At 70.1% G+C, this 25,097-nt stretch carries 26 protein-coding genes and 1 pseudogene; 14 read left to right on the top strand and 13 right to left on the bottom strand.

The features are described 5' to 3' along the window. Positions 1–38 precede the first annotated feature (38 nt). Positions 39–203: a 50S ribosomal protein L33 gene (gene rpmG, locus O7595_RS01950; RefSeq protein ID WP_269726976.1), complete on the bottom strand. Its 165-nt coding sequence runs from the start codon at positions 201–203 to the stop codon at positions 39–41. A 68-nt stretch (positions 204–271) separates the two neighbouring features. On the opposite strand from rpmG, the gene rpmB reads away from it, so the two are divergent. The 4 genes from rpmB to O7595_RS01930 all read left to right on the top strand — a co-directional run bounded on the left by rpmB (position 272) and on the right by O7595_RS01930 (position 1,813). After that, entirely contained in the window at positions 272–508 is a 237-nt protein-coding gene (rpmB, locus tag O7595_RS01945; RefSeq protein WP_269726974.1) for a 50S ribosomal protein L28, read from the top strand. After that, positions 508–813, top strand: coding sequence for a 30S ribosomal protein S14 (gene rpsN, locus O7595_RS01940; protein WP_269726973.1), 306 nt, complete (start codon positions 508–510; stop codon positions 811–813). The genes rpmB and rpsN overlap by 1 nt, the downstream gene beginning before the upstream one ends. A 35-nt stretch (positions 814–848) precedes the next feature. Then, on the top strand, positions 849–1,259 hold the full coding sequence (locus tag O7595_RS01935) for a site-specific integrase (protein WP_269726972.1): 411 nt from the start codon (positions 849–851) through the stop codon (positions 1,257–1,259). 161 nt (positions 1,260–1,420) lie between these two features. Then, entirely contained in the window at positions 1,421–1,813 is a 393-nt protein-coding gene (locus O7595_RS01930) for a nuclear transport factor 2 family protein (protein WP_269726971.1), read from the top strand. A gap of 64 nt (positions 1,814–1,877) precedes the next feature. Here the strand turns inward: O7595_RS01930 and O7595_RS01925 are convergent, their stop codons facing one another. The 3 genes from O7595_RS01925 to rpmF all read right to left on the bottom strand — a co-directional run bounded on the left by O7595_RS01925 (position 1,878) and on the right by rpmF (position 4,409). Next, on the bottom strand, positions 1,878–2,534 hold the full coding sequence (locus O7595_RS01925; RefSeq protein ID WP_269726970.1) for a class I SAM-dependent methyltransferase: 657 nt from the start codon (positions 2,532–2,534) through the stop codon (positions 1,878–1,880). Positions 2,535–3,053: 519 nt separating this feature from the next. Continuing rightward, positions 3,054–4,235: a GTP-binding protein gene (locus O7595_RS01920; RefSeq protein WP_269726969.1), complete on the bottom strand. Its 1,182-nt coding sequence runs from the start codon at positions 4,233–4,235 to the stop codon at positions 3,054–3,056. 3 nt (positions 4,236–4,238) lie between these two features. Beyond that, positions 4,239–4,409: a 50S ribosomal protein L32 gene (gene rpmF / locus O7595_RS01915; RefSeq protein ID WP_269726968.1), complete on the bottom strand. Its 171-nt coding sequence runs from the start codon at positions 4,407–4,409 to the stop codon at positions 4,239–4,241. 144 nt (positions 4,410–4,553) lie between these two features. Here rpmF and O7595_RS01910 point away from each other — a divergent pair. Continuing rightward, positions 4,554–4,922: pseudogene (locus tag O7595_RS01910) on the top strand (Y4yA family PLP-dependent enzyme); the annotation flags it as partial. Between the two features lie 331 nt (positions 4,923–5,253). On the opposite strand, the gene O7595_RS01900 reads toward O7595_RS01910, so the two are convergent. Further along, on the bottom strand, positions 5,254–6,012 hold the full coding sequence (locus tag O7595_RS01900) for a TIGR03943 family putative permease subunit (RefSeq protein WP_269726967.1): 759 nt from the start codon (positions 6,010–6,012) through the stop codon (positions 5,254–5,256). Continuing rightward, on the bottom strand, positions 6,009–7,052 hold the full coding sequence (locus tag O7595_RS01895; RefSeq protein WP_269726966.1) for a permease: 1,044 nt from the start codon (positions 7,050–7,052) through the stop codon (positions 6,009–6,011). Before O7595_RS01895 ends, O7595_RS01900 begins: the two co-directional genes overlap by 4 nt. A 739-nt stretch (positions 7,053–7,791) precedes the next feature. Here O7595_RS01895 and O7595_RS01890 point away from each other — a divergent pair. The 8 genes from O7595_RS01890 to O7595_RS01855 all read left to right on the top strand — a co-directional run bounded on the left by O7595_RS01890 (position 7,792) and on the right by O7595_RS01855 (position 17,043). Continuing rightward, entirely contained in the window at positions 7,792–9,186 is a 1,395-nt protein-coding gene (locus tag O7595_RS01890) for an alanine racemase (RefSeq protein WP_269726965.1), read from the top strand. Positions 9,187–9,235: 49 nt separating this feature from the next. Further along, complete coding sequence (locus O7595_RS01885) at positions 9,236–10,216, top strand: ornithine cyclodeaminase (RefSeq protein ID WP_269726964.1); 981 nt, start codon at positions 9,236–9,238, stop codon at positions 10,214–10,216. Next, positions 10,213–11,703 (top strand): MATE family efflux transporter, encoded by a 1,491-nt coding sequence (locus tag O7595_RS01880; protein ID WP_269726963.1) that lies wholly within the window; start codon positions 10,213–10,215, stop codon positions 11,701–11,703. The genes O7595_RS01885 and O7595_RS01880 overlap by 4 nt, the downstream gene beginning before the upstream one ends. After that, a complete protein-coding gene (hisC, locus tag O7595_RS01875) occupies positions 11,700–12,842 on the top strand; it encodes a histidinol-phosphate transaminase (RefSeq protein ID WP_269726962.1) in 1,143 nt (380 codons plus the stop codon). Before O7595_RS01880 ends, hisC begins: the two co-directional genes overlap by 4 nt. Next, on the top strand, positions 12,839–13,822 hold the full coding sequence (locus O7595_RS01870) for a PLP-dependent cysteine synthase family protein (protein ID WP_269726961.1): 984 nt from the start codon (positions 12,839–12,841) through the stop codon (positions 13,820–13,822). Before hisC ends, O7595_RS01870 begins: the two co-directional genes overlap by 4 nt. Before the next feature lie 258 nt (positions 13,823–14,080). After that, a complete protein-coding gene (locus tag O7595_RS01865; protein ID WP_269726960.1) occupies positions 14,081–15,106 on the top strand; it encodes an ABC transporter substrate-binding protein in 1,026 nt (341 codons plus the stop codon). An 81-nt stretch (positions 15,107–15,187) separates the two neighbouring features. After that, complete coding sequence (locus tag O7595_RS01860; protein WP_443071805.1) at positions 15,188–16,216, top strand: FecCD family ABC transporter permease; 1,029 nt, start codon at positions 15,188–15,190, stop codon at positions 16,214–16,216. Further along, positions 16,216–17,043, top strand: a complete 828-nt coding sequence (locus O7595_RS01855; protein WP_269726958.1) for an ABC transporter ATP-binding protein — start codon at positions 16,216–16,218, stop codon at positions 17,041–17,043. Before O7595_RS01860 ends, O7595_RS01855 begins: the two co-directional genes overlap by 1 nt. A gap of 494 nt (positions 17,044–17,537) precedes the next feature. On the opposite strand, the gene O7595_RS01850 is transcribed toward O7595_RS01855, so the two are convergent. Beyond that, positions 17,538–17,693, bottom strand: a complete 156-nt coding sequence (locus O7595_RS01850; protein WP_269726956.1) for a hypothetical protein — start codon at positions 17,691–17,693, stop codon at positions 17,538–17,540. Next, complete coding sequence (locus O7595_RS01845) at positions 17,690–18,604, bottom strand: LysR family substrate-binding domain-containing protein (protein ID WP_269726955.1); 915 nt, start codon at positions 18,602–18,604, stop codon at positions 17,690–17,692. The genes O7595_RS01850 and O7595_RS01845 overlap by 4 nt, the downstream gene beginning before the upstream one ends. 442 nt (positions 18,605–19,046) lie before the next feature. On the opposite strand from O7595_RS01845, the gene O7595_RS01840 reads away from it, so the two are divergent. Next, positions 19,047–19,214: a hypothetical protein gene (locus O7595_RS01840; RefSeq protein WP_269726954.1), complete on the top strand. Its 168-nt coding sequence runs from the start codon at positions 19,047–19,049 to the stop codon at positions 19,212–19,214. Positions 19,215–19,276: 62 nt separating this feature from the next. Here O7595_RS01840 and O7595_RS01835 read toward each other — a convergent pair whose 3' ends face one another. Genes O7595_RS01835 through O7595_RS01815 form a run of 5 tightly spaced genes read right to left on the bottom strand, consistent with a single transcriptional unit; the run spans position 19,277 to position 24,914 of the window. Further along, positions 19,277–20,248, bottom strand: coding sequence for an ABC transporter ATP-binding protein (locus O7595_RS01835; RefSeq protein WP_269726953.1), 972 nt, complete (start codon positions 20,246–20,248; stop codon positions 19,277–19,279). Continuing rightward, complete coding sequence (locus O7595_RS01830; protein WP_269726952.1) at positions 20,245–21,240, bottom strand: ABC transporter ATP-binding protein; 996 nt, start codon at positions 21,238–21,240, stop codon at positions 20,245–20,247. The genes O7595_RS01835 and O7595_RS01830 overlap by 4 nt, the downstream gene beginning before the upstream one ends. Further along, positions 21,240–22,226, bottom strand: coding sequence for an ABC transporter permease (locus tag O7595_RS01825; RefSeq protein WP_269726951.1), 987 nt, complete (start codon positions 22,224–22,226; stop codon positions 21,240–21,242). The genes O7595_RS01830 and O7595_RS01825 overlap by 1 nt, the downstream gene beginning before the upstream one ends. Next, on the bottom strand, positions 22,223–23,149 hold the full coding sequence (locus O7595_RS01820; RefSeq protein ID WP_269726950.1) for an ABC transporter permease: 927 nt from the start codon (positions 23,147–23,149) through the stop codon (positions 22,223–22,225). Before O7595_RS01820 ends, O7595_RS01825 begins: the two co-directional genes overlap by 4 nt. A 13-nt stretch (positions 23,150–23,162) precedes the next feature. Further along, entirely contained in the window at positions 23,163–24,914 is a 1,752-nt protein-coding gene (locus O7595_RS01815) for an ABC transporter substrate-binding protein (protein ID WP_269726949.1), read from the bottom strand. Positions 24,915–25,097 lie beyond the last annotated feature (183 nt).

Here is a 25,097-nt window from a genome sequence, read left to right as displayed (position 1 = left end):
TCCTTCAGGTCGGGTCAGCAGGTGTGGGGCGGCGGGAGTCAGCGTTCCTCGCGGAAGTCGACGTGGCGCCGGGCGACCGGGTCGTACTTGCGCAGGACCATGCGGTCGGGGTCGTTGCGGCGGTTCTTGCGGGTGACGTACGTGTAGCCGGTTCCCGCGGTGGAGCGGAGCTTGATGATCGGGCGTACCTCGTTGCGAGCCATGGGCGGTACTATATGGCAATGGTTTCCATTACCAAAAAGAAGTCGTCCGACGAGAGGCAGGTAGGACCTTGTCCGCCCACTGTCAACTAACCGGAGCTCAGCCGGGCTTCGGCAACACCATCTCCCACTCGCACCGGCGCACCTCACGCCGGTTCGACCCCAACATCCAGCGCAAGCGGTACTGGCTGCCGAGTGAGGGCCGGTACGTCCGGCTGACGCTCAGCGCCAAGGCGATCAAGACCATCGACAGCATCGGCATCGAGGCCGCGGTGGCCCGAATCCGCGCCCGGGGAGTGAAGGTCTGATGGCCAAGAAGAGCAAGATCGCGCAGAATGAGAAGCGCAAGGCGACCGTCGAGCGGTATGCGGCCCGGCGTGCCGAGCTGAAGGAGGTCATCCGACGGCCGTCCTCCTCCGACGCCGAACGTCAGCAGGCCGTGGAGGAGCTGCGGCGACAGCCCCGCAACGCGAGTGCGACCCGGGTGCGCAACCGGGACAACGTGGACGGGCGGCCCCGCGGTCACCTGCGGAAGTTCGGCCTGTCACGTGTCCGCATGCGTGAGCAGGCTCATGCCGGCTTCCTCCCGGGGGTCACCAAGTCGTCCTGGTGACCGTGCCGCGCTCGTAGTGGGCGGAGCTCCTGGCCGTGACCCGGCGGGGTCACGGCCAGGGCTGCTCCGGGGGCGGCGCCGGCCCTCTGTTCCTCACCGACCGCAAGGCTCCAGCCGGGACACCCACGCTCGACGTGTGCCCGGAGACCGGCCGTGCCCGGCTCTCCTACCGCCGGGCCGAGGAGATCTTCGAGGAGAACACCCGACTCCTGGCCAACCCCCTCGCCTCACCCGAGGACATCGAGGACCTGGACGGCTTCACACTCCACCGGCTCCGCCGCAGCGCCCTGACACACGACGCCGAGGGTGGCACCTCTACCCCGATGCTGCTGGCCCGCTCCCGGCACGCCTCCGTCCGCTCCGTGGAGCGGTACGCCCGCCCCGGCGTCGACGCCGTCGCCCGTCATGTCGCCGAGCGTGACCCCGCCGCACGTCGCCGGACGTGACACCCTCGTTTGCGGCTGGTGACAGCGTTCTTACCGGCACCCCAACTGCAGAGGCGACCAGGCACGCCGCGGCCCGGAATGCCATGTTCTCCACTATGGGCAACGGACGAGGAACCGCAGACCCTTTGCCGAGGACTCCCGGGCCGGGAGAGGATGCGTCCATGATCGACACTAATGAGAACCCCGAGGAACAGGCCGCGCTCGCCGCGGCGAAGGACGGTGAACTTCGCCTGCACGACCCCGCCGTCCGGGCCTCCGCCGTCGGCGTCCGGCTGTTCGACCCCGAGTTCGTCGAGGTCGGCGCTTCCGGGCGGCGCTGGACGTACGAGGAGATGGTCGCGGCCCTGCGTACCCTGCACGGCGGAGTGGACAGCCCGCGCATCGAGGCCTCCGGCATGCGCGGGGTGCTCCTCGCCCCGGACCTCGTGCACCTGACGTACGAGAGCGTCATCGCCGGTCGCCGGGCCCACCGCAGCTCCTTGTGGCGCAAGGGCGAGGGCGACACCGGATGGCGGCTCTATTACCACCAGGGCACCCCCGTCCCCGAGTGCTGAACACACCTGCTTTGACGGGGCGTTCAGCCAGGTGGGGCGGGCTATCGCCAGCTCTTGTTCCCGGCTACACCGGCTTTCGGGTCAGGAGGTACGCCTGCTGACCTTGCCGGGGCTTCTCCTGCTCGTTCGGCTCGCGGATCAGCCGGGCGTCCACCGTCAGCCCGGTCTGACTCAGCAGCTCGGCGATGCGGTCGGGAGAGACCCAGTAGACGTCGAGGGACAGCTCATGCCCGTATGCGTTCTCCATGTGTCGGAGCCTGTCACCGGCCTTGAAGGCGATCAGCAGATGGCCGCCTGGAGCCAGCACGCGGTGGAACTCTGCGAACACGGCCGGCAGCAGCTCCGGAGGGGTGTGCACGATTGAGTACCAGGCGATGACGCCGCCAACGCTGCCGTCAGCCAGGTCCAGGTTGGTCATCGATCCTTCGTCGAATTGCAGGTCCGGATGTCTGCGCCGGGCAACCGCAACCGTCTCCGGGGACAGGTCGATGCCGAACGCGGTCACCCCAAGGGATTGGAGGTGTGCCGTCACGTGACCGGGCCCGCAGCCGAGGTCAGCGACCGGCCCGGCGTCGACGGTCCGCGTGAGTTCGGCGAACGTGCTTATCATCGCGCGGCCGTACAGGTCGTCCTCGAACGCGGGAGGCACGAGCTTGGCGTAGTTTTCGGCAACGGTGTCGTAGGCCACGCGGGTGGCATGCAGGTAGGCCGGTTCGGTCATAGCTGAGGACACTAGTGGCCGCCTTCCCTGATCAGTTGTCCTTCACCAAGCGACGGCCACCGTCACGTAGACACCTCTGCGGATACAGTCCGTGGGGTGCGCGGGCCGGGCACCGCGGCAGCCCGGGCGGTGAGGTCCAGTGCGAGGCGGCTGTTCATAACGAGCGCGAACCGGCCGTAGGGGTTCACGTGCGTCCAGAACAGCGGGGACAGCGCCCGCCGGTCGGCGTCGGTACGGGTGTCGGACCACTTCGGATCCGGTCCGCCCACGCCTCTGCGGTACCTTGACCTGCTGGGCTACGTACTCCACCGCGGTGGTCGGCACCTCCTGGGCCGACTCTGTCTCCTGGACCGTTCCAAGGCGCACGCCCTGCTCGGTCACGGCCGCCCCTTCGCGCCTACAGCCGTGCCGGATTCGGATGGATCGTGCTGCAACGCCTCTTCCACCTCCGGTGGAAGGCGGGCGGGTGTACCGGGTTGGGCAGTGCCGTGGCTGCGACCACTGCCCAACCCGGAGTTCTCAGCTCTGCGCCACGAGTTCGGGATGTGCGTGCTCGTGCTCGCAGGTGTCGCCGCCGATGCCGTAGGTGTCCCAGGCGGGGAACGGGTCGTCGGTCGGCGGTGCCTCACCCTCCGCCAAGAGGCAGTCGGTGAGTGCGGCGTGCAGGGCGTCGGGGCGCAGCCCGGTGCCGATGAAGACGAGCTCCTGGCCCTGGGGCGTATCCGCGTCCTGGGTGCCGGACGGCTCGAAGCGGGCGACCGATCCGGCCTGCGACCACAGGCCGGTCACCAGCAGCCGGCTCGCGAGCCGGAAGAAGCCCTTGGAACGCAGCACCTGACCGTGGACTCCGCTGTCGAGTCCTTCGGTGACGAACGTCCACAGGCGGCCGGGGTGGAACGGCCGGGCGGAACGGAAGACGGTGCTGGAGATGCCGTACTCCTCGGTCTCCGGCACATGATCGCCGTTGAGTTCCATGACCCAGCCGGGTGCCTGTTGCGCACGCTCCAGGTCGAACAGCCCTGTGCCCAGCACATCCTGGAGGGCCACGCGTCCGTGGGTGGCGGTCACGATCCGCGCCGCCGGGTTGAGACGAGTGAGCGTAGCGCGAAGCCGGGCGCCCTGCTCTTCGTCGACGAGATCCAGCTTGTTGAGCACGATCACATCGGCGAACTCGATCTGGTCCATCAGCAGGTCGCTGACGGTGCGTTCGTCGTCCTCGTACTGGTCGAGCCCGCGTTCGGCGAGCCCGTCCCCGCCTTCCAGTTCCGGCAGGAAGTTGGCGGCGTCGACGAGCGTGACCATGGTGTCCAGGCGGGCCAGGTCGCCGAGGGTGGCCCCGTCGTCGCGAGGAAACGCGAAAGTGGCTGCCACGGGCATCGGCTCGGAGATTCCGCTGGACTCGATGAGGAGGTAGTCGAATCGGTCCTCGCGGGCGAGCCGGTCCACCTCCTCCAGCAGATCGTCGCGCAGGGTGCAGCAGATACACCCGTTGGTCATCTCGACCAGGCGCTCCTCGGTCCGCGACAGGGCTGCCTCGCCGCCGCGTACGAGCGCGGCGTCGATGTTGATCTCGCTCATGTCGTTGACGATGACCGCGACGCGCAGGCCCTCGCGGTTGCTCAGAACGTGATTGAGCAGCGTTGTCTTGCCCGCTCCGAGGAAGCCGGACAGAACGGTCACGGGAAGTCGGTCGTGCTGCACCGCTCAGCCTTCCGGGCGCAGCAGTCCGCGCTCGTAAGCCTTGACCAGGCGCTGGGGTACGAGGTGGCTGGCGCCATCGACGGTGATCGGCACCAGTTGCGGTGCGGTGGCCTTCCACTGGGCGCGGCGGTGGCGGGTGTTGCTGCGGGACATCTTCCGCTTGGGTACGGCCATGGCATTCTCCTGGGCGAGGTGGACTGCGCACCACGCTACATGAAAATGGTCGCCATTATCAAAAGCGAGTCGCCGCTGCCTGTCCCGGGAGGGGCGGGGTTGACCGTGGGTTGAGTGCGGGGCGGGCGCCCCTGACGTCCCAGGGGAGAGCTACGGCACGCGCTGAGCTGCGGGTTCACGGGTGATCGGGTGATGGCCACCGGACCCAGGGACCGGGACTTCCTGTGGTTGGCGGCGCGGGTGGGCGCGACGGTCAATCTGGACTCGGCAGGCGAACTGAACCAACTGGCGCATCTCGTCCGGACGCACGGGCTCGGCAGGGTGGACGTGCCGGCGCGGCTGTCGGGGTTCGAGTCGGACGGCGGGCACGCCGGAGCCGGTACGCGGGTGCTGTCGCGCCGCAGCCGCTTCGGCACCCCGGTCGCCGGGGCCGGCGAACCGTGGGAGGTGCGGGAGCGGCACGGGGACGCCGCCGAACTGACCGGACTGGCGTACCACCTGGTCGTGCGGGGCAGGTGTGGGGTGTCGTTGGCTCACGAACGCCCGCCCCCGCCCGGTGCCTCCGCATGGTCGTGGACGGTGGTCGTGTCGGGCGCTCCGATGACGACGAAACGCGGTCCCCGACGCGAACGACGTCGACCTGCGTCCCGTACAGCTCGGTCAGCGCGGACGTGGTCATCAGCTCGTCGGGCGGTCCGATGCGGAAACGGCCCTGAGCCGGATACGGAACCCGGTCCACGGGCTTCACGGCGGAGTTGATCTCGTGTGTCACGAAGACGACGGCGGTGCCGGCGAGCAGCGCCGTCGGTCCAGCAGTGGCGCCCATGCGGTGCGGTGCCCGCTCTCAGTCGAGGGAAGGGGCCTGGTCGAGGTACGGGACCGGTGGTTCCGGGATCGTCCGGATGGTGGTGACGTCGAGGGCCAACGCCGCGGACGTGGTACCCAGGGTGCCGCTCGGGTGCCAGGTTCCGGTCACCCGCACCCAACTGTCGGCAGGCGGTGCCTTCGCACCGTGCATCGTGACGGACAACGACTGCGCGTCGGCAGCGCAGCAGGAGAAGAGGAGCCTGGTGAGATCCCAGGTCCCGTTCTCGCCGGGCGTGACGAAGCCCTGCAGGAGGACGGTGCGGCCCTTGAGGTTCTGCTGTTCCTGCTGTTGCACTCGTGCGATGAACTCGGTCAGCGACAGGGGGACCGGGCCGTGGGAGGGAAGCGGTTCGAAGTGCTCGTAGTCCTCGACGATCTTCGGATTGTCGCGTGTCGCGCTGTACGAGCCCAGGGCCGGCGGGGCGAAGAGGAGCAGGGCGAGTGCGGGCGGCAGTAGTAGCCATGCGACGCGAGGCCCGTGGGAGTGGTCGTGCCCGTGCGTCGACTCCGGGGCGGCGTCGGCACGCGGACCGGCGTGCCGCGGACGTGAGAGGACGGGAAGTCCGTCGTACCGGGCGCCGATCACCCCCAGTGCGCAGAGGACGATCCCGGACGCCACCAGGAACGGCTGCAGCTCTTCCTTCACGTAGCGCAGGCCGATGTCGCTGAACAGGGACACCCGCAGGACCCCGGCGCCGATCAGCAGGAGCAGCAGCGGCTGGAAGGTGCGCCTCACAGCAGCCACCACCCGACGAGGGCACTGCACACGACGGCGACGACGGCCGTGGCCGCCGAGAACCGGAGAGCGAAGGACCGGCCGAACGTCCCCGCCTGCAAGGCGATGAGCTTCACATCGACCATGGGCCCGACCACCATGAAGGCCAGGCGGGCGGTCGGCGAGAAGCCGGTCAGTGAGGCGGCGACGAAGGCGTCGGCCTCCGAGCAGACGGCGAGGACGATCGCGAGCGCGGCGAGGAACAGGACCGACAGCCAGGGCGATGCCGAGAACGTGTCGAGGACCGACCGCGGCACGGCGACGTTGAACGTGGCCGCGGCCATGGCGCCGAGCACGAGGAACCCGCCGGCGTGGAGGAAGTCGTGCTGGAAGCCGAGCCGGAACTCCTCCCATCGGCTGTGCCCGTGCTGGTGGCCGGTGTGCCGGACCGGCATCCGCAGCCACTCCGATCGCCCGAGCTTCAGCCACAGCCAGCCCATCGCGACGGAGACGGCGAATGAGGCGATGAGCCGGGCGGCGACCATCTCCGGGCTGCCCGGGAAGGCGACTGCGGTCGAGGCCAGAACGACCGGATTGACCGCCGGGGCGGACAGGAGGAACGCGAAGGCGGCCGCCGGGGTCACACCCCGCCGGATCAGACTCCCGGCAACAGGCACCGAGGCGCACTCGCAGCCCGGCAGCACGATCCCGGCCGCGCTCGCCACCGGCACCGCGAGGGCGGGGCTGCGCGGGAGTGCCTTGCCGAACACATGCGCCGGCACGAAGGCGTTGACCGCCCCGGAGATCAGTGTGCCCAGGATGAGGAACGGAAGGGCCTGAACGGTGATGGCGACACAGACCGTCTGCCAGGCACGGAAGCCGGGATGAGCGAACCAGTCGGCCGCGCCCGCGTTCCAGGCGAGTCCGGCGACGACCAGTACCGAGGCCGCGCCTGCGGTGAGAACGGACACCGGAGCGGGGCGGCCGGGGCCGGTACCCGTCCCGCGTGGCCCGGGCAGGTCGACCCTCAGGTGTCCCACCGACCCGTGGGGCTCGTTCACATGGTCTCCGAATTGTCCGAGGGAGGCATCCGACAGCCGTGGTGGCAGCCACGCCCTGACGGCCTGGACGCCGCAGAGCCGCGTCGGAGACAGCAGCCGCCTCGGACACACGGTCGAGTCGGTACAGTACGCCACCGCCTGGTCGGCCGCCGCTCCCGGGCGCCTCGCGGCGTCGGCAAGCATGTACGGGTAGGCGGCGGGGCATCCGGCACACGTCCACGGCAACAGGCTGCCGAGCGTGTCAGAGGCAGGCAGCCGGGCGCACCGGCCTCCACCGGGCGAGTCCAGCAGGGTCGCGGCTGTCGGGGCGGGTCGGCACGCCGGGGTCGGTCGGTGCCGTGGCTGCGGCCACCGCCGACGGCGCCCGAGCGCCGGCCGATATGCCCTGCCTGCCCTCGCCCACCGCGAGTTGCCTCATCGGCGTTCTCGCCGGGGCCGGTGTTCCGTGCTGGGCCGACCCGGGACACCACGGAGGCGGGAGGCGCGGTCCGCGTCCCCTGGTCGTACGCCACGGAATTGACGGCGACGCGCGAGCGGACCGCGAATGCCCCCCGCGCTGTCCGGATCCTCGCCCGCGCCAGGCCGAGGGCCATGTGGGCCTGCCGACGCGACGGAACCAGTGACGGATTCGCCGGACCGGACGGCCGACATGGCGATTGCGCCCTGCACGCACCCGCGGTCGAGGAGCTCGCGATGACCCCTATTGAAAATGAGTATCATCATCGTATAGAAGTACGGGGTGCTCATCTCGCAACAGCGGCTGGAGCGCCCGACGGCCGGAGTCCGGCCCTTCGCGCTCACCGCACTCCGGCATCCCATGGTCTCCTCGCTCCTGACGGATCACCGGGCCCTGCTGGCCGACCTCTTGGACGGCCTGGGATCACCGCTGCACATCGTGCTGCCCGAGATCTTCGAGGAGAACGTCGTCGGACTCCGCCGGGCGTTCGCCGAGGCGGGCGCCACCGCCGACATCCTGTTCGCCAAGAAGGCGAACAAGGCCGACTGCTACGTGAGGTCGGCCGCCGCCCTAGGTGTCGGAATCGACGCCGCCAGCACCCCCGAACTGGTCAAGGCCCTGGCCGGCGGAGTGCCGGGACACCGGATAGGGATATCCGGCCCGGAGAAGGACGACACGCTGCACACCCTCGCCGTCCAGCACGGCTGCCTGGTCGCCGTCGACTCGATCAGTGAGCTCCGTCGGCTTGCGGCAACAGCACGGCTCGCGCGGCGGCAGGCCACTGTCCTGCTGAGGTCCCGGACGGCCGGCCAACCGGCAAGCCGCTTCGGGATGTCCGCCGCCGAGCGTGAGGCCGCCGTCGGTCTGTGCGTGGAACTCGCCGATGCCGTCAGCCTCCGGGGATTCTCCTTCCACCTGAACGGCTACTCGACCGCGGAACGCGCGACGGCGGCGAACGAGATGATCGAGCACTGCCTCGACGCCCGGCGGCGCGGCTCGCGATCCGCCGAACTGGTCGACATCGGGGGCGGGTTGCCGGTTCGCTACGTCGAGCCCCGACTCTGGGACGAGTTCCTCGAGCAGAACGAGCCGGCCCACTACCACGCGGCCAAGGACTTCAACGACTTCTATCCGTACGGCGGACAGCCCGCCGCCCAAGCGGTCGGCGCGATCATGGCGCACCCGGTCGACGGTGGCGAGAGCCTGGCGAGGAAGGCGGAACGCACCGGCGTCCGATTCGTCGTCGAGCCCGGCCGGGCCCTGTTGGACCAGGCCGGATTCACCCTGTACCGCGTCCAGCAGGTCGACGACCGGCGGGACGTCGCCGGCTACGCGATCGTCACCGTCGCGGGCAGCAGTTTCAGCCTCTCCGAGCAGTGGTTCAACAGCGACTACCTCCCCGACCCGCTGCTGATGTCGGCCCAGCCCACCGCCGACGAGACCTTCCCGGCCTGCGTCGCGGGCTCGACCTGCCTGGAAAGCGACCTGGTGACCTGGCGGAAGATCGGCTTCCCGCGGCCCGTACGGCGTGGCGACCACCTGGTCTACCTCAACACCGCCGGCTACCAGATGGACTCCAACGAATCGCCGTTCCATGACGCCGCACTGCCCTTGAAGGCCGTCGTCCGGCTCGGTGAGGGCACCGCCCCGCCGCGCTGGCGCCTGGACGGCATCTGACGAAACCCGAACGAATCCGATGCGACCGCCGACGAAGGAGAAACCTCGCATGTCACAGAGCTACGCCCCGCCAGGGCAGTTGTGGCTCTTGCCGCAGTCCCAGCAAGAAGGGCTGGACCTCGACCACCGGCAGGTGATCGAGGTCGTCGAGAAGGCCTACCGCGCCTTGCGCGAAGGGGGCTCGAACAACCCGGTCAAGACGATCATCGACGATCCCGACCACCACTCGCTGAGCTACTCGATGGTGGCCAGGGACGCCGGCAGCGGCACCGTCTGCTTCAAGGCCGTCTACGAGTTCGACCCGCGCCGCACCCGGGACGGTTACCGATTCCACTCGTTCGTCTTCCTCGTCGACGACACCACCGGGGCGCCCATCGCCCTGATGGACGTAGTGAAGCTCGGCCCGTTGCGGTCCTCGGCCACCACCGCGCTCTTCGCCCGCGAGGCCTGCCCCGACGCCCGCAGCGCCCTGGTCGTCGGCACCGGAGTCCAGGGGCAGGCGGCACTGCCGATGCTGGTCGCGGCCCTGCCGAAGCTGGAACGGTTGCAGGTGTTCGGCACCTACCCCGATGGTCTGCGCGCCGTCCAGGACAGCGTCGACGGCCGCGAGGTGGAGATCGTCAAGGATCTCCGGGAGGCCGCCGGTGGGGCGGACGTCGTGATCGGCGCCGCCGGCCTGTCCGTCACCGAGGAGGTCCGGCGCGACTGGATGAAGCCGGGCTCGGTCGCCGTACTCCTCGGCTACGGCGTGCACGCCGACGTGTGCCACGGCGCGGACCACCGGATCGCCACCGACACCGCCCAGATGCACGCCACCTGCGACGACCTGCGAGGCGAGGACGGCAGCCTGCCCTCGGTGGACGCCCAGCTGCCGGACGTCCTGCTCGGCCGGGCACCCGCCCGACGCCATCCGGACGACGTGGTCTTCGCCTACAACAGCGGTATGGCGGTCACCGACGCCGCGCTGGGCCGGTACATAGCCGATCTCGCGCTCGCGGCCGGGCGCGGGGAAAGGGCCGACTTCTGGTGAGCGGTACCCGAACGAACGACGCCAACGACGCGACCGGTGCCACTGGCACAACTGGCACGACCGACGTGGCCGGCACCACCGATGCGACAGGGCCTGGCGTCGGCTGGTGGGTCAAGAACTCGCGGGCGCTGCTCACGCTCGCGCTGCCGTTGATCCTGACCAACTTCGCCTATGTCGCGCTGACCACGGTGGACATCGTGATGCTGGGCAGGCTCGGCGCGGTGGAGATCGCCGCCGCCGGACTGGCCATCGCGCTGTTCAACCAGTTGCGCACCACCGGCACGGGCCTGGTCACCGGAATCAGCAACCTGGTGGCAGAGGCGCGGGTACAGGGCGACCGGGAACGGATCGGCGCGCTGCTGTTCGCCGGCTTCTTCTGGGCGACCGTCTGCGGTGTGGTGTTCTGTGCGGCGCTGCTGCTGATCGGCCCGCTGCTCGTCCTGCTGGGGCAGGACCCCACGGTGGTCGACAAGGCAGACGAGTTCCTGACGGTCATGGCACCGGGCATGCTGCCCTGCCTGTGGTTCCAGAACCTGCGGCACTTCACCACCGGACTCAAGCGCCCCGGGCCGCTGCTGGCCATCACGCTGGCCTCGGTCGTCGTGACCATCGGCCTGAACTACGTACTGATCTACGGCAAGTTCGGTCTGCCCGCATTCGGGTTCGTCGGCGTCGCGATCGCCACCGTCACGGTGTTCCTGCTGTCCTTCCTGGCGTTCATCGCGGTGATCCTCCGCGACAGCGTCCTCCGCCCGTACCTCGTCTCGCCCGACGCACGGCGCTGGTCCGGGGACGCGGTCGGGTCCGTCTGGCGTCTCGGCCTGCCGATCTCGGGGACCTATGCCTCGGAGGCCGGGTTCTTCAGTGTGCTCACCCTGATCATCGGCTCCCTGGGCGTCGACGCCCTGGCCGCGCAGACGGTGCTGAACCAGATCGTCTACATCGTCTTCATGATCTCCGCCGGCCTGTCCCACGCGGCGTCGATCCACATCAGCGAGGCCGGCGGCGGCAACGACTATGTGACAGCGCGCAGAATGGGACTCCTGGGCACGGCCTGGGGCCTGATCGCGACGCTGGTGATCGCCGTCGTGTACCTGGCGATCCCGGAGCAGATCGTGTCCCTGTTCATCTCGGCCGAGCACGCCGACAACGCGGACATCATCGCGCTCACCGTGACCGGGCTGCTGATCGCGGCCCTGATGCAGGTCTTCGACGCCACCCAGAACATCGGCAACGGCATCCTGCGCGGCATCGGCGACACCGCCGGGCCGTTCCGGATCTCCCTCGTCGGTTACTGGCTGATCGGGCTGCCCGCCGGCTACCTGCTCGGGGTGAGTGCCGACGGGGGCGTCGAGGGCGTCTGGTTCGGCCAGACCATCGGCCTCGCGGCCACCGCCGCCATCCTCCTGGTCGCCTTCCTGCGCCGCGTCGACCGGCTCCACCGGGAGACGTCCGGCGCACCCGTCCCGGAACCGGAGTCGTCATGAACCCCGTCCTCGCACCGGCCTCGTCGGCCTCCTTGATACGCAGGGAGGTGGCGGGCCTGCCCCGCTACGATCCCGGCGCCGACCCGGACGAGGTGGCGGCCCTCAGCGGCTCCCGCCGCGTCATCAAACTCTCCAACAACGAGAGCCCGTTCGCCATCTCCCCGGCGGTCGCGGAAGCCGTACGACTGGGCCTGGCCGGTGGCGTCTCCCGCTATCCCGACCCGACCGGCAAACGGCTCGCCGAGGCCATCGGGAAGAGCCTGGACGTGCCGGCCGAGCGTGTCGTGCTCGGCAACGGTTCGGAGAACATCCTCGAGCTGCTGTGCCGGGCCGTCCTCGATCCCGGTGACCTGGTGGTCACCCAGGCGCCCGGCTTCAGCCTGCACGAGATCTTCCCTCGCGTCATGGGAGCCCGGGTCGAAAAGGTCCCGGTCACCGCCGAGTTCGGGTTCGACGCGGCCGCCTGGCGCGACGCGCTGGCCGCAGGCCCGAAACTCGTCTTCCTCGCCAACCCGTGCAACCCCACCGGTGCGATGCTCGGCGCCGGCCAGTTGGAGCAAGTCGTGGCCGGCACACCGGAGTCGGCCCTGCTGGTGCTCGACGAGGCGTACGGCGAGTTCGCCCGGCCCAACCCGGATTACCCGGACGGGCTGGAGGCCCTGCGCGGGCAGGACCGGCCGTGGATCGTGCTGCGCACCTTCTCCAAGGCCTACGGGCTGGCAGCCTTCCGGGTGGGGTACGGTATCGCCTCCGACGCCGCCCTGATCCAGGCACTGGACCGGGTCCGTACGCCGTACAACGTCAACCAGCCGGCCCAGGACGCCGCCGTCGCCGCGCTGGGCGACCACGAGCACCTGGCGAACACGGTCCGCCGGACCGGTCTCGAGATCGCCAGGGTCACCGACCGGCTGCGCGGCGCGGGACTGCGCGTCGTTCCGTCCTCGACCAACTTCCTCTTCATCGACACCGGCTGCCCCTCCGACCGGGTCGCCCGGGAGCTGCACCGCGCCGGAATCGTCGTCAAGGCGTGGCGCGAGCCGGGATACGAGAACTACATCCGAGCATCCCTGTCGACCCCCGAGGAGAACGACGTCTTCGTGCGGTGTCTGACGGAGATCTGCGCGAAGGACAAGCCGTGATCAGAAGCAGGGTATCCGACCTGATAGGGCGAACGCCCATGCTCGAACTGTCGGTTGCCGAGGGTTCGGCGACCGTCGTGCTGAAGATGGAGCAGTACAACCCCACCGGTACCGCCAAGATCCGGATGGCCAGGAACATGGTGGACGAGGCGGAGGCGGCGGGGCTGCTCGCCCCTGGCGGGTGGCTGGTCGAGTCCACCTCGGGTAACACCGGGCTCGGCCTGGCACTCGTAGCCGCCGAACGCGGATACAAGTTCACCGCCGTGGTGGACAACCACTCCAGTACGGACAAGTTGCGCGGGATGCTCGCCTACGGGGCCGACATACGCAACGTCGCCGGGGACGAGGAGGGCCTCGCCACCGCCGAACGCGACACCGTGGCCGAGCGACTCGCGGCCGAGCACGGCGCGTACTGGACCGCGCAACACCGCAACCAGGGGAACCCCAACGGCTACCGGCCGCTCGCCCGCGAACTGCACGACGACCTGGGTGACGACATCCACTACCTGTACGGGGCCGTCGGCACCGGTGGTTCGCTCTGCGGAACGGGCCGCGTCCTGCGGGAACGCATCCCCGACCTGAAGATCATCGGCGTCGAGCCGGTGGGGTCCGTCGTCTTCGGTGGCAAGGGAGCGCCCTACCACCAGTCCGGGACCGGTACACCCGAAGGCTCGGAGATCGGCGGCGTCGTCGACTACGAACTGTTCGACCAGGGTGTCAAGGTCAGTGACTCGGAAGCCTTCGAGACCTGCCGCTACCTGGCCAGGAGCTTCGGCATCCTGATCGGCGGTTCGGCGGGCGGCGTGGTCTACAAGGCCCTGGAGCAGGCGCAGTGCGTGGGGGCGGGGACCACCATCGTCGTGCTGGTCTGCGACGGCGGTGACAAGTACCTGGACACCGTGTTCAACGACGAATGGATGGCGGCCAACGGCTTGTTCGACGAGCAGGTCGTCCACCGGTTGGCCGCGATGCTGCCATAACGCGCGCACCGGCAGAACCGTCCAGTCCCCGCGCCCCGAGCGCCTGGGTCCCCGGGGCGTGCGTCCGTGACGCGCGCCCCGGGAAGCGTTCGGGAGCCCCGGCCGAGGGCTTCGCGCACGCCGGCGCGGTGTGCCTCGATGCCGTCGCGGGACGCCCGTGAGCTGCCGAACGGCCCGTGTGCGGAGGCCTTTTCGGCCGGATCCGTCCGGCGGGGTCAGGGCTTCAGACGTCGCGTGCGAGCTGGTACGCTGCCGCTGATGAAAACGAAAACGATTACCAAAATACTTACGACCCTCGCGGTCCTCGCGGTCACGGGGTGTGCCACGGACTCGCCCACCGATGACCGCGGCCGGGACGCGAAGTCCGGAAAGAGTGCGACGGCCTACCCGTTCACCCTGAAGAACTGCGGCATCGACGTGACCTACGAGGCCGCGCCGAAGAAGGTCGTCACCCTGAACCAGACCGCCGCCGAGATCCTCATCCATCTGGGGGTGGGGGACCGGATCGTCGGGTCGGGCTATGAGATCGAGAAGACGCCGGACGCGATCGCCCAGCAGTACAAGAGGATTCCGATCCTGTCCGCGCCCGGGGCGGAGATCAAGCACGAGAAGCTGCTGGAAGCACAGCCGGACTTCGTGTACGGCTCCTTCGCGAGCATGTTCACCAAGGAGCAGTCCGGCGACCGCAAGCAGCTCCACGACCTGGGCGTTCCCACCTACCTGACCGAGTTCGACTGCACGTACCACGAGAGCGTGGCGAACGCGGACTTCACGATGATGTTCGAGGAGTACCGCCGGCTGGGCAAGATCATGGGCGTGCCCGAGGCCGGAGAGAAGCTGGCGACCGAGCAGCAGGCCGTGGTGGACAAGGCGGTGGGCACCGTCAGGAAGCGGGACAAGCCGCTGAAGGTCATGTGGTTCTACTCCACCTACGAGGGCACCCCGTGGGCAGCGGGCCCCGGGGGTCTGCCGCAGCACATCTCGCAGCTGGTCGGGGTCGAGAACGTCTTCGCCGACGCCAAGACCAAGTGGGCCGAGGTGAGCTGGGACGAGGTCGCCGCCCGGAATCCCGACGTCATCATCCTGGCCGACCTGACCCGAGGCGAACCCAACGACACCGCCGAGGAGAAGATCGACCTCCTCAAGAAGGACCCGCTCACCAGCAGGCTCGCCGCCGTGAAGGGCGATCGGTTCGTCACCATCCCCGGCAGTCACATGGATCCCGGCTACGGCAGCGCGTCCGCCGTGCCCGCGCTCGTCGACGGCCTGAACAAGCTCGGGTGACCTGTCGACATCATGACGACGAGTTCACACACGACCGCCGCGCGCACCGGAGAGCCGATCACCAGAGGTGAGAAGGTTCCGGTGCGCCGGCGGCGCGCCTCGACTGCGGCGCTCCACCTCCTGGCCGTCGCCGGGCTCCTGGTGTCGATCGTCACCGCGTCGCTGTTCGGGAGCGCCGACATCCGGCCCCTGGACGTGGTCTCCACGATCCTCCGGCACATCGGGCTGGGCGGCATCGCCCCCACCCCACCCCTGCCGGGGCTGTTGGACGCGCTGATCTGGGAGTCGCGCTTCCCGCGGGTGCTGCTGGCCGCCGCCGTCGGCATGGCCCTGGCGGTCTCGGGCGCGATCCTGCAAGCGGTCACCAGGAACCCCCTGGCCGACCCCTATCTGCTGGGAGTCTCCTCCGGCGCCTCCACCGGCGCGGTCGCCGTACTCCTGCTGGGCATCGGTGGAAGCGTCTCCCTCTCGACCGGAGCCTTCGTCGGCGGCCTTGTGTCCTTCGCCCTGCTGCTGCTCCTGCTCGGCGGCGGGCGCGTCGCCAGCCCCTCCCGGGTGGTGCTGACCGGCGTACTCGTGTCCCAGTTCTTCGCCGGGGTCACCTCGGTCATCCTCATGGTCAACGGGGACGCGAACTCGACCCGGGGGTTCACCTACTGGCTCCTCGGCACCCTCGGGGGCGCCCGGTGGGAGGGGGTGACCGTCACCCTCGTGATCATCCTGGTCGGGGTGGTCGCCGTCCAGTTCTTCGCGCCCGCCCTCGACGCCTTCACGTTCGGGTGGGACTCCGCCGCTGCCCTGGGCATCAACGTCACCGCGGCCCGCGTCTGGCTGATGGTGCTGACCTCGGTCATCACGGCCGCCGCCGTGGCGGCCTCCGGCGCGATCGGCTTCATCGGGCTGCTCGTTCCGCATGGCGTCCGCATCCTGACGGGCCCGATGCACCGCTCCCTGCTCCCCCTGTCCGCGATCGTCGGCGCCGTCTTCCTCATCTGGGTGGACGTGTTCGCGCGGACGGCGTTCGCGCCCCACGAACTGCCCGCCGGCGTCATCACCGCCCTTCTCGGCGCGCCCGCGTTCGCGCTGGTCCTGAAGCGTCTGGAGTCCTGATGGGTCGCATCACCACCACCCGACTCTCCTGGTCGGTCAAGGGCCATCGGCTGCTGGACGGCATCGAGATGGCGGCGCACGACGGGAAGGTCGTCGGTCTCCTCGGCCCCAACGGCTCGGGCAAGTCGACACTGCTGCGGCTGCTCGCCGGACTGCGCCGCCCCGACACCGGAACCGTCCGCTACGACGACACCAGCCTGCGCGATCTCGGCCGACGGGTGCTGGCCCGACGGCTGGCCGTCGTCGAACAGGACGTGTCCGCCCACCACCACGTCAATGTCCGCCAGGTCGTGGAACTCGGCCGCACCCCTTTCCGCGGCCGTTTCGACGCGCTGACCGAGCACGACCGGCGGATCGTCGACGCGGCGCTGGAGCGCGCCGAGATCACCGACAAGCAGCACCAGAGCTGGCACACCCTCTCCGGAGGGGAGAAGCAGCGCACCCAACTCGCCCGCGCCCTCGCCCAGGAGCCCCGGGAGATCCTGCTCGACGAACCCACCAACCACCTCGACATCCGTCACCAGCTCGAACTCCTCGACCTGCTGACATCCCTGGACGTCACCTGCGTCGTCGCCCTGCACGACCTCAACCTCGCGGCCCGGTACTGCGACCACATCGTCGTCCTCGACCACGGGCAGGTGGCCGCCGCGGGCGACCCGGAGACCGTGCTGACCCCGGACCTGATCAAGTCGGTCTACGGCGTCAAGGTCCTCGTCGACCACGAACACCTCACCGGCACCCTTCGCATCACCTACCTGGCCGCCAATGCCACGCAGACGACTGCCAGGAACGCGTTGCAGCTCGATCGTACGTGGGGCCCTTGCTGAGGCGACCTCACCGGAGTGGAGGAAGTCACCGTCCTCCGGCGCCCCTGGGGCCCGGCCCCGGTTCGGCGTACAGGTCGGCGAGTGCGCCGCAGCCTGCCGGCGGAGCGTGTGTTCGGCGCGGTGGAGACGGCGGGCGGGACGGACGGGGGAGGTACTTGTCGACGCAGGCGCCTGCACCGCCGCCCTGGCCGGTGCAGGCGTCCTCGTCCGTGGGAGGTGCCTCGGGGGCCGGCCTCGATGCCGACCACTCCGGAAGCAAGGCTGCCTGACGGGCGAAAGCCCGGGTAGCGGGCACGAGGACGCGGTGCCAGCCCCCGCAGTACCCGGCGTCGGTGGGGTTCTCGACCCCGACGGCTTGGCCGAGCTGATCGCCTGTGGGCTGTTCTCGTCCGGCGGCGAGGACGACCTTCACCAAGCACCTCAACACCTACGGTTGACGACTTTCACAAACCCCGGCCAGGGTCCGGACCGGTCGCGATCGCGGGCGGGGCAGGCTAGGCGAACGCGAGGACGCAGACGAGGAGCACTGCGAGAACGGCGAGCGTCTCCCATCGGGTCGCCCGCCTGAGCGTGCTCAGCGACAGGGGTCTCCCGGACCGCGAGGCACCTGACCGGTTCGGGGCGGAGTCGTCGTACGTGTCGTCGCTCATCCCGTCATGTTAGCCATGCCGCAACTGGCGGCCGTGTCCTCTCGTCGGTCCTTGTCGCGACCGACGGTGAACTCAAGTGGCCGCAGGGCCAGTCGCTTGCGGATGTCGGGCGCGCCAGCGCGCGTAAGCGCGGCGGAGGCGCACGTGCCCCGGTGGCCGGCGGTGACTCGGTGGAGGATGTCGTCGCCGTGGGGAGCGAGCGGGCCGTCCGTGTGCCAGGCCAGGACGTGCCGGTACCACAGGGGGGTGCCGGCCAGGGGGCGTACGGCGGTGCCCGGGACCTCGATGAAGGTGGCCTGGCAGAGGCTGAGAGCCAGGCCCGCGCGGACCAGCTCGATGAGCGGGCGGCCCTCGGCCTCGTACGGGGCGAACGGGTGCCGCCCGGCCGCCGCGCAGATCGACGACCAGTACTCGCGGGTCCGGTCGCCGTCGGGACGGGGCACGGCCCAGTCCTCGTCCAGGAGGGCGGTGAGCGGGACCTCTTCCAGCCTTGCCAGCGGGTGAGCGGCGGGCAGCAGGGCGAAGACCGGCTCGGTGGCGAGGGGGTGGAGCGTCACGCCGTCGCGCTGCGGCAGCCGCTGGTCGGGGTGATCGCCGAGTACGGCCGCCTCCAGCCGGTCCGCCGCCAGTTCGTCGAGGAGTGTGACGGGGGAGTGCTGGCAGCGCGTTGTCACCTGGGCGTCCGGTAGTGCGGACTCGACGGCCAGGACGAGTTGACCGAGAAGGGGCGCACTGACCGAGCCGATGCGGACTCGGTCGCAGGCCGACATCCGGCGGGCCGCGCGGGCGGTGTCGGCGATCAGGCCGTCCATACCGGGGAGGACGGAGCGGGCCCGGTCGAGCACCAGCTCTCCGAAGGGCGTGGCGACGGCCCCCTCCTGTCTTCGGTGGAACAGGACTCCGCCCAGCATGGCCTCGATACGGCGCAGTTGGGCGCTGAGCCCGGGCAGGGGTCATGCCGAGCGAGGCGGCTGCGCGCGTGAGGCTGCCGGCCTCGGCGATCGCGCACACCACGCTTCACGGGCACCGACGCCCATCGCTTCGCCGGGGGCTGGGACGTCATGGGGCTCGTCGGCGGACGAGGCTCGGAGTTCTTCGCCCGGCACTCCTGGAAGTTCGGCTGGACCACGGACGGCCAGGTCGTGTGCCGGGCTTCGGCGGGCAGCGACACCGTGTACCTCACCGCGGTCGAGTACGGCAGCGGAACGAAGATGGCGGTGATCCGCACCGGCCCCGGTACCGCGTACGTCGTGGAGTCGAGACGGGCGGTCCAGGCGGACGGCGGCGCCTGCTCGACGGGCGCGCTGGTCTACACGGTGGACGCCTCCGTCCCGACCGGTCAGGGGCCGGTCCGTGTCGTCGACGCGAAGCCGAAACGCCGTTCCGGCCGCCGGCTGCCGTCCCCTGGACGACGCCCCCTTCTGGGCGGGGGAGTCGTTCACCGACGCGACCGCCGGCGTCCGCATCGAGGTGCTGGGCGCCGACGGGTACGGGGAGACCGTCCGCGTCACCAAGTGGTAGCCCCATGAGTGACGGGTGCGACCCGGGACGATCCGTCCCGGGTCGCCCCGCGTGCCCGGCGTTCAGGGGCTCTCGGGGAAGTGGCAGGCGACCTGGCGGGGCTCGCCCGGGGCGGCGATCCGGAGCAAGGGGGCTTCGGTGCGGCAGATCGCCTGCGCCTTCGGGCAGCGCGGGTGGAAGGAGCAGCCGGGCGGGGGAGCGGCCGGGCTCGGGGGGTCGCCGAGCAGGGTGATCCGCTCCCGGGTCCGCTCGGCGACCGGGTCGGGCAGCGGGACGGCGGAGAGCAGGGCCCGCGTGTAGGGGTGCGCGGGGGCGGCGTACACCCGGTTCTTGTCACCGATCTCGACGATCCGGCCCAGGTACATCACGGCGACCCGGTCGCAGACACGCTTGACGACGGAGAGGTCGTGGGCGATGAAAAGGTAGGCGAGGCCGAGTTCGTGCTGGAGGCGCTCCATCAGGTTGACGATCTGGGCCTGGACGGAGACGTCGAGGGCGGAGACGGGCTCGTCGGCGACGACGAGTCGGGGGCTGGTGGCCAGGGCGCGGGCGATGCCGATGCGCTGGGCCTGACCGCCGGAGAACTCGTGCGGATAGCGGTCGAGGTGTTCCGGGATGAGGCCGACCAGTTCCATCAGCTCCGCCGCCCTCGCTCGCGCGTCGGCGGCCGAACTGCCGTGCACCAGGAGCGGGTCGGAGATGATGCGGGCCACCGTCTGCCGTGGGTTGAGGGAGGAGTGCGGGTCCTGGAAGACCATCTGGAGGTCCTTGCGGAGCGGCTTCAGCTCGCGCTGCGACAGGTGGCCGATGTCACGGCCGTCGTAGCGGACGGAGCCCGCGGCCGGCTCCAGGAGGCGCACGATCGTGCGCCCGGTGGTGGACTTGCCGCAGCCGGACTCGCCCACCAGGCCCAGCGTCTCGCCGGCCGCGATGTCGAAGCTGACGCCGTCCACGGCCCGGATCGGGGCGGCGCGCCGCCCCCCGGGGTAGGTGGTCGTCAGCTCCCGTACGGACAGCAGGGGTTCGTTCTTCATGGGGCGACGCCTTCGTACGCGGGGAAGTGGCAGGCGACCGGACGCCCGGCCGGTCCGCCGAGCGCGGGGCGCTCGGTCTCGCAGCGGGAGCGCTCGTCGGCGGGGGCCGTCGCGGCTCGTGGACAGCGTGGGGCGAACGCGCAACCCGGAGCCGGGGCGAGGAGAGACGGCGGACTGCCAGGGATCGCCCGCAACGGGGTGTCGTCGTGGTCGTCGAGGCGCGGCAGGGACTCGAGCAGTCCTCGGGTGTACGGATGGGCCGGTGCGGCGAACAGCTCGTCCACCGGGGCCTGTTCGGCGGCTCTCCCCCCGTACATCACCAGGACGTCGTGGGCCACCCGGGCCACGACCCCGAGGTCGTGGGTGATCATGACGACGGCGAGCCCGCGTTCCTGTTGGATCCGGGCGATCAGTTCCAGGATCTGGGCCTGCACGGTGACGTCGAGCGCGGTGGTCGGCTCGTCGGCGATGAGGAGCTCCGGTTCGCAGGCGAGCGCCATGGCGATCATCACGCGCTGGCGCATGCCGCCGGAGAACTGGTGAGGGTATTCGCCGGCCCGGCGGCGCGGTTCCGGGATACCGACCTCGGCGAGCGCCTCGACGGCCCGTTCCCGCGCGGCCTTGCGGCCGCTTCCGAAATGCACCCGGTGGTGTTCGGCGATCTGTTCGCCGACGGTGTAGTACGGGTGCAGGCTGGAGAGCGGGTCCTGGAAGATCATGGCCATCTTCCGGCCGCGCAGCCGGTTCAGCTCGCGCTCGGGCAGCCCGACGAGTTCCTGGCCCGCCAGGGTGACGGAGCCGGTGACCTCGGCGCCGGTGTGCAGTCCGAGGACGGCGAGCGAGGTGACGGACTTGCCGGAGCCGGACTCGCCGACGATGCCGAGGGTGCGGCCACGCGCGACGTCGAAGGAGAGGGCGTCCACGGCCCGGACGGGGCCGTGCGGGGTCGGGAAGGTGACGGTGAGGTCCCGCACGGACAACAGGGCGGTCATCAGTACCTCACTCGCGGGTCGACGACGGCGTACAGCAGGTCGACGGCCAGGTTGGCGACGACGATGAACGTGGCGGCGAGCAGGGTGACGCCGAGGATGACGGGCTGGTCGCCGGTGGACAGCGCGCCGTAGAAGAGCCGCCCGATGCCCGGGAGCCCGAAGATGGACTCGGTGATGACGGCGCCCGCGAGCAGGCCGCCGAGATCCATGCCGAAGATGGTCAGGATCGGCGTCATCCCGGCCCTCAGACCGTGCTTGACGACGACGGTGCGCCGCGGCAGGCCCTTGGCGCGAGCGGTGCGGATGTACGGCTCCGCCATGGTCTCGATCATCGAACTCCGGCTCTGCCGTGCGTACATCGCGGCATACAGGATGGCGAGCGCGAGCCAGGGCAACAGCAGGTTCGAGGCCCAGCCGAGCGGATCGGAGCCGAAGGGCGTGTACGCGGGATAGGGCAGCAGCCCGGCCACCCGGATCAGCCCGTAGATCAGCATGACCGAGGTGAAGTAGACCGGCAGGGAGGCGGCGGCGACCGCCCCGACCATGAGGACCCGGTCGGTCAGGGTGTCCTTGCGCAGCGCCGCCGCGACGCCCGCGGAGAGTCCGATGAGCAGCCAGATCACGGCGGCGCCCACGGCGAGCGAGGCGGAGACCGGGAGCCGGTCGACGAGGAGGTCCCAGACGGCCTGGCTGTTCTCGTACGAGTAGCCGAGGCAGGGGAACTCGCAGTGCAGGGCGTACTGACCGCTGCCCATGGTGCGGCCGGTGAAGACACCGGTGACGAAGTCGGCGAACTGGCGCCACAACGGCGCGTCCAGGCCCATGTGGGCACGGATCGCCTCCAAGCGCTCCGTGCTGCACGACTTTCCGCAGGCCGCGGCGGCCGGGTCGGAGGGCAGGACGTAGAAGATGGTGAAGGTGACCGCGGCGATGGCGACGAGGACGCCGACGACGCCGAGCAGCCGGCGGGTGAGGTAGAGGATCACGTCCGGCTACCTCTCGGGTCGAGGATGTCGCGTAGCGCGTCGCCGAGCAGCGTGAACGCGAGCACCGTGAGGAAGAGACAGAGACTCGGCAGGACGAAGTACGGGGGGTCCGTGTCGTAGTAGGCGACGCTCTCGGCGATCATCTGCCCCCATGACGGCGTGGGGGGACGGACGCCGACGCCCAGGTAGCTGAGGGCCGCTTCGGTGGCGATCATCCCGGGGATGATCAGGGTCGTGTAGGCGATGACAGGCCCGGCGACGCCCGGGAGGATGTCCCGGGTGAGGATGCGCCAGGGCCCCGAGCCGCCGACGCGGGCGGCGTCGACGTACTCGCGGTGCTTGAGCGAGAGTGTCTGGCCGCGGACGACGCGGGCGATGCCGGGCCAGCCGAAGAGGCCGATGACCAGGGTCATGAGCACGATCCGGTTCACGTCCCGGGCCACCGACATCATGGCGATCATGAAGATGAGGGAGGGGAAGGACATGGTCAGGTCCATCAGGCGGGAGAGCATCGTGTCGGTGCGGCCGCCGAAGTAGCCGGCCGCGATCCCGGCCGCCACACCGGCGACCACGACGATCGCGGTGGCGGTGAAGGCGATGAGCAGGGACACCTGGGCTCCGTGCACGATCCGGGCGAACAGGTCGCGGCCGGTGACGGGTTCGACGCCGAGCCAGTGGTCGGCGCTGATCCCGCCGAGCGGGCCGATCGGGAGGCCGCCGAGGTAGGGGTCGACGGCCGTCTTGTCGAACTCGTCGGGGCCCCAGCCGCCCAGGGCGCTGAGCAGCGGGGCGGCCACGGCCATGACGATGAAGAGCGTGATCACGGCGAGGGAGATCTTCACGGAGGGGCGGCGGCGCAGCTCGGCGCGGGCGAGCTGCCAGGGACCGCTGCCCGCGCGCCGGGGCGGGGAAAGGGTGGGCATGACCGGCTGACCCTCAGTTCCCGCTCGACGAGGCCGGGTTCTTCAGACCGATCGTCGCGTAGTCGATCTGCCCGCCGAAGGAGGTGTGGCCGAAGGCCCCGGCGACGTTGGTGCCGAGGAGCAGCGGCATGCGCTCGACCACGGCGGGAGCCGTCGGGGCCTTGGCGAGGATCTGACCGTCGAGTTCCTGCCACGCCGCGTCGGCCTGTTTCGCGTCGGCCAGGGCGGCGATCTCGTCCATCCGCTTCATGGTGGGTTCGTCGCGGAAGAGTGAGTGATTGCCGGAGTTGCCCTTCTCCTTGATGTAGCGGCCGTCGAAGACGAACGGCAGGAAGGTGGAGCCGGAGGGGTAGTCGGGGCACCAGCCGGTGTAGACGAGGTCGGTGCGGTTCTTGGTGTCGCCGATGGTGTCGTAGAACGCAGACGGGTCGACGGTCTCGATCGTGACCTTGATGCCGGCGCGGCCGAGGGACTGCTGGACCGCCTCGGCCACCCCCTTGTCGCCGTTGGAGACGGTGATGCTGGTGGAGAAGCCGTCGGGCTTGCCCGCTTCCTTCAGGAGCTGCTTGGCCTTGGCGACGTCACCGGTCAGCGGGATCTCGAGCGTGTCGGGTTGCTTGCCGCCGTCGAAGAGGGAGCCGGGCATCAGAGCGGAGGCCGGGTCGTTGAGGGCCGGGCCGCCGGAGGCGGTGAGGACGGCCTCCCGGTCGAGCGCGTACTGCACGGCCTGGCGGACCTTGACGTCGTCGAAGGGCGCGCGGCCGGTGTGCATCTGCACCATCTCGGTGCAGTTGGTGGACTCGGCGAGCAGGCGCGCCTTGACGTCGGGCCTGGTGAGCACCTTCGGGGTGGACTCGGGACGCAACTTGCCCCAGGACACCGTCGACGCGTCCGCCCCTGAACTCGCGATGAGCCGGTCGTCGATCTGGTTGGCCTTCAGCCCCATGGTCACCACGATCCGCTCCGGGTACGCCTTGCGGACGTGGTCCTTCGCCGGATCCCAGTGGGTGTTGCGCACCAGGACGAGCTGCTTGTCGCGGGCGTATGACTCGATCTTGTACGGCCCGGAGGAGAACGGGCGGTTGTCGTACTGCGGCCCCTTGTCCCGGTCCTTGGGAACGGGGGCGAAGGTGGGCAGGACCGTGGCGTAGGGGAACTCGGCGAAGGGCTTGCGCAGTTCGAAGACGATCGTGTGGTCGTCGGGGGTCTTGATCGAGTCGAGGTGCTTGCCCTGGGCCGGGCCCTGGTAGCCCTCGGCGCCGGCGAGGTAGCGGGCGGCGTAGTCGGGGCCGCCGGGCAGGTCGGGCGAGAAGGACCGCTCGACGTTGTACTTGACGTCCTGGGCGGTGACGGGCGAGCCGTCCTCGTACTTCAGGCCCTTCTTCAGGCGGAAGGTCCACGTCTTCGCCCCGTTGGAGGAGGTGCCGAGGTCCTGGGCCAGATCGGGTATCAGCTCGCCGCCCTCGGGACCCGGTTCGGCCTTGTACGTGACGAGGGTGCGGTAGAGCAGCCGGGTGCCGAAGTCCATGTCGCCCATCACCCAGTTGCGGGCGGGGTCGAGGTGGGTGAAGTCCTGGTTGGACAGGACGGTCAGGGTGCCGCCCTTCTGCGGGGTCCCGCCGACCACCGTGCCGTTGTTGGCGGTCGCGGGGTTCTTGCCGGGCCGGGCGCCGCCGGTCTTGCCGTCCCGGGAGCAGGCGGAGACGCCGAGGGCGAGGGTGGCGACCAGGGCGGTGGCGAGGGCGGTGTACGTGCGCTTGTCCATCAGTGGGTCACTCCGAGAGTAGTCGGACAGCCTTCGAGCAGCTGAAATGTGACCGGTAACATAGTAATGTGAAATTGCACTGACAAGGCGTCAAAGTAGCCGTTACCTATTTGTGGCCGCGGTGACTGTCGGGGGGTCAAGGGCAAAGGGGCGGCCGGGGCATAGCACGGGCTTATGGGCGGC

This window comes from Streptomyces sp. WMMC940 (assembly GCF_027460265.1).
Lineage (GTDB): Bacteria > Actinomycetota > Actinomycetes > Streptomycetales > Streptomycetaceae > Streptomyces.
The sequence above is the reverse complement of the archived record's forward strand: the minus strand, read 5'-3'. Positions and strand labels throughout refer to the sequence as shown.

Bases quoted from the DNA above. Each gene is read 5' to 3' on its own strand.
- rpmG (WP_269726976.1), bottom strand. From the start codon at position 203: ATGGCTCGCAACGAGGTACGCCCGATCATCAAGCTCCGCTCCACCGCG.
- rpsN (WP_269726973.1), top strand. From the start codon at position 508: ATGGCCAAGAAGAGCAAGATCGCGCAGAATGAGAAGCGCAAGGCGACC.
- O7595_RS01930 (WP_269726971.1), top strand. From the start codon at position 1,421: ATGATCGACACTAATGAGAACCCCGAGGAACAGGCCGCGCTCGCCGCG.
- O7595_RS01925 (WP_269726970.1), bottom strand. From the start codon at position 2,534: ATGACCGAACCGGCCTACCTGCATGCCACCCGCGTGGCCTACGACACC.
- rpmF (WP_269726968.1), bottom strand. From the start codon at position 4,409: ATGGCCGTACCCAAGCGGAAGATGTCCCGCAGCAACACCCGCCACCGC.
- O7595_RS01885 (WP_269726964.1), top strand. From the start codon at position 9,236: ATGTCACAGAGCTACGCCCCGCCAGGGCAGTTGTGGCTCTTGCCGCAG.
- hisC (WP_269726962.1), top strand. From the start codon at position 11,700: ATGAACCCCGTCCTCGCACCGGCCTCGTCGGCCTCCTTGATACGCAGG.
- O7595_RS01865 (WP_269726960.1), top strand. From the start codon at position 14,081: ATGAAAACGAAAACGATTACCAAAATACTTACGACCCTCGCGGTCCTC.
- O7595_RS01855 (WP_269726958.1), top strand. From the start codon at position 16,216: ATGGGTCGCATCACCACCACCCGACTCTCCTGGTCGGTCAAGGGCCAT.
- O7595_RS01850 (WP_269726956.1), bottom strand. From the start codon at position 17,693: ATGAGCGACGACACGTACGACGACTCCGCCCCGAACCGGTCAGGTGCC.
- O7595_RS01845 (WP_269726955.1), bottom strand. From the start codon at position 18,604: ATGCTGGGCGGAGTCCTGTTCCACCGAAGACAGGAGGGGGCCGTCGCC.
- O7595_RS01835 (WP_269726953.1), bottom strand. From the start codon at position 20,248: ATGAAGAACGAACCCCTGCTGTCCGTACGGGAGCTGACGACCACCTAC.
- O7595_RS01830 (WP_269726952.1), bottom strand. From the start codon at position 21,240: ATGACCGCCCTGTTGTCCGTGCGGGACCTCACCGTCACCTTCCCGACC.
- O7595_RS01820 (WP_269726950.1), bottom strand. From the start codon at position 23,149: ATGCCCACCCTTTCCCCGCCCCGGCGCGCGGGCAGCGGTCCCTGGCAG.
- O7595_RS01815 (WP_269726949.1), bottom strand. From the start codon at position 24,914: ATGGACAAGCGCACGTACACCGCCCTCGCCACCGCCCTGGTCGCCACC.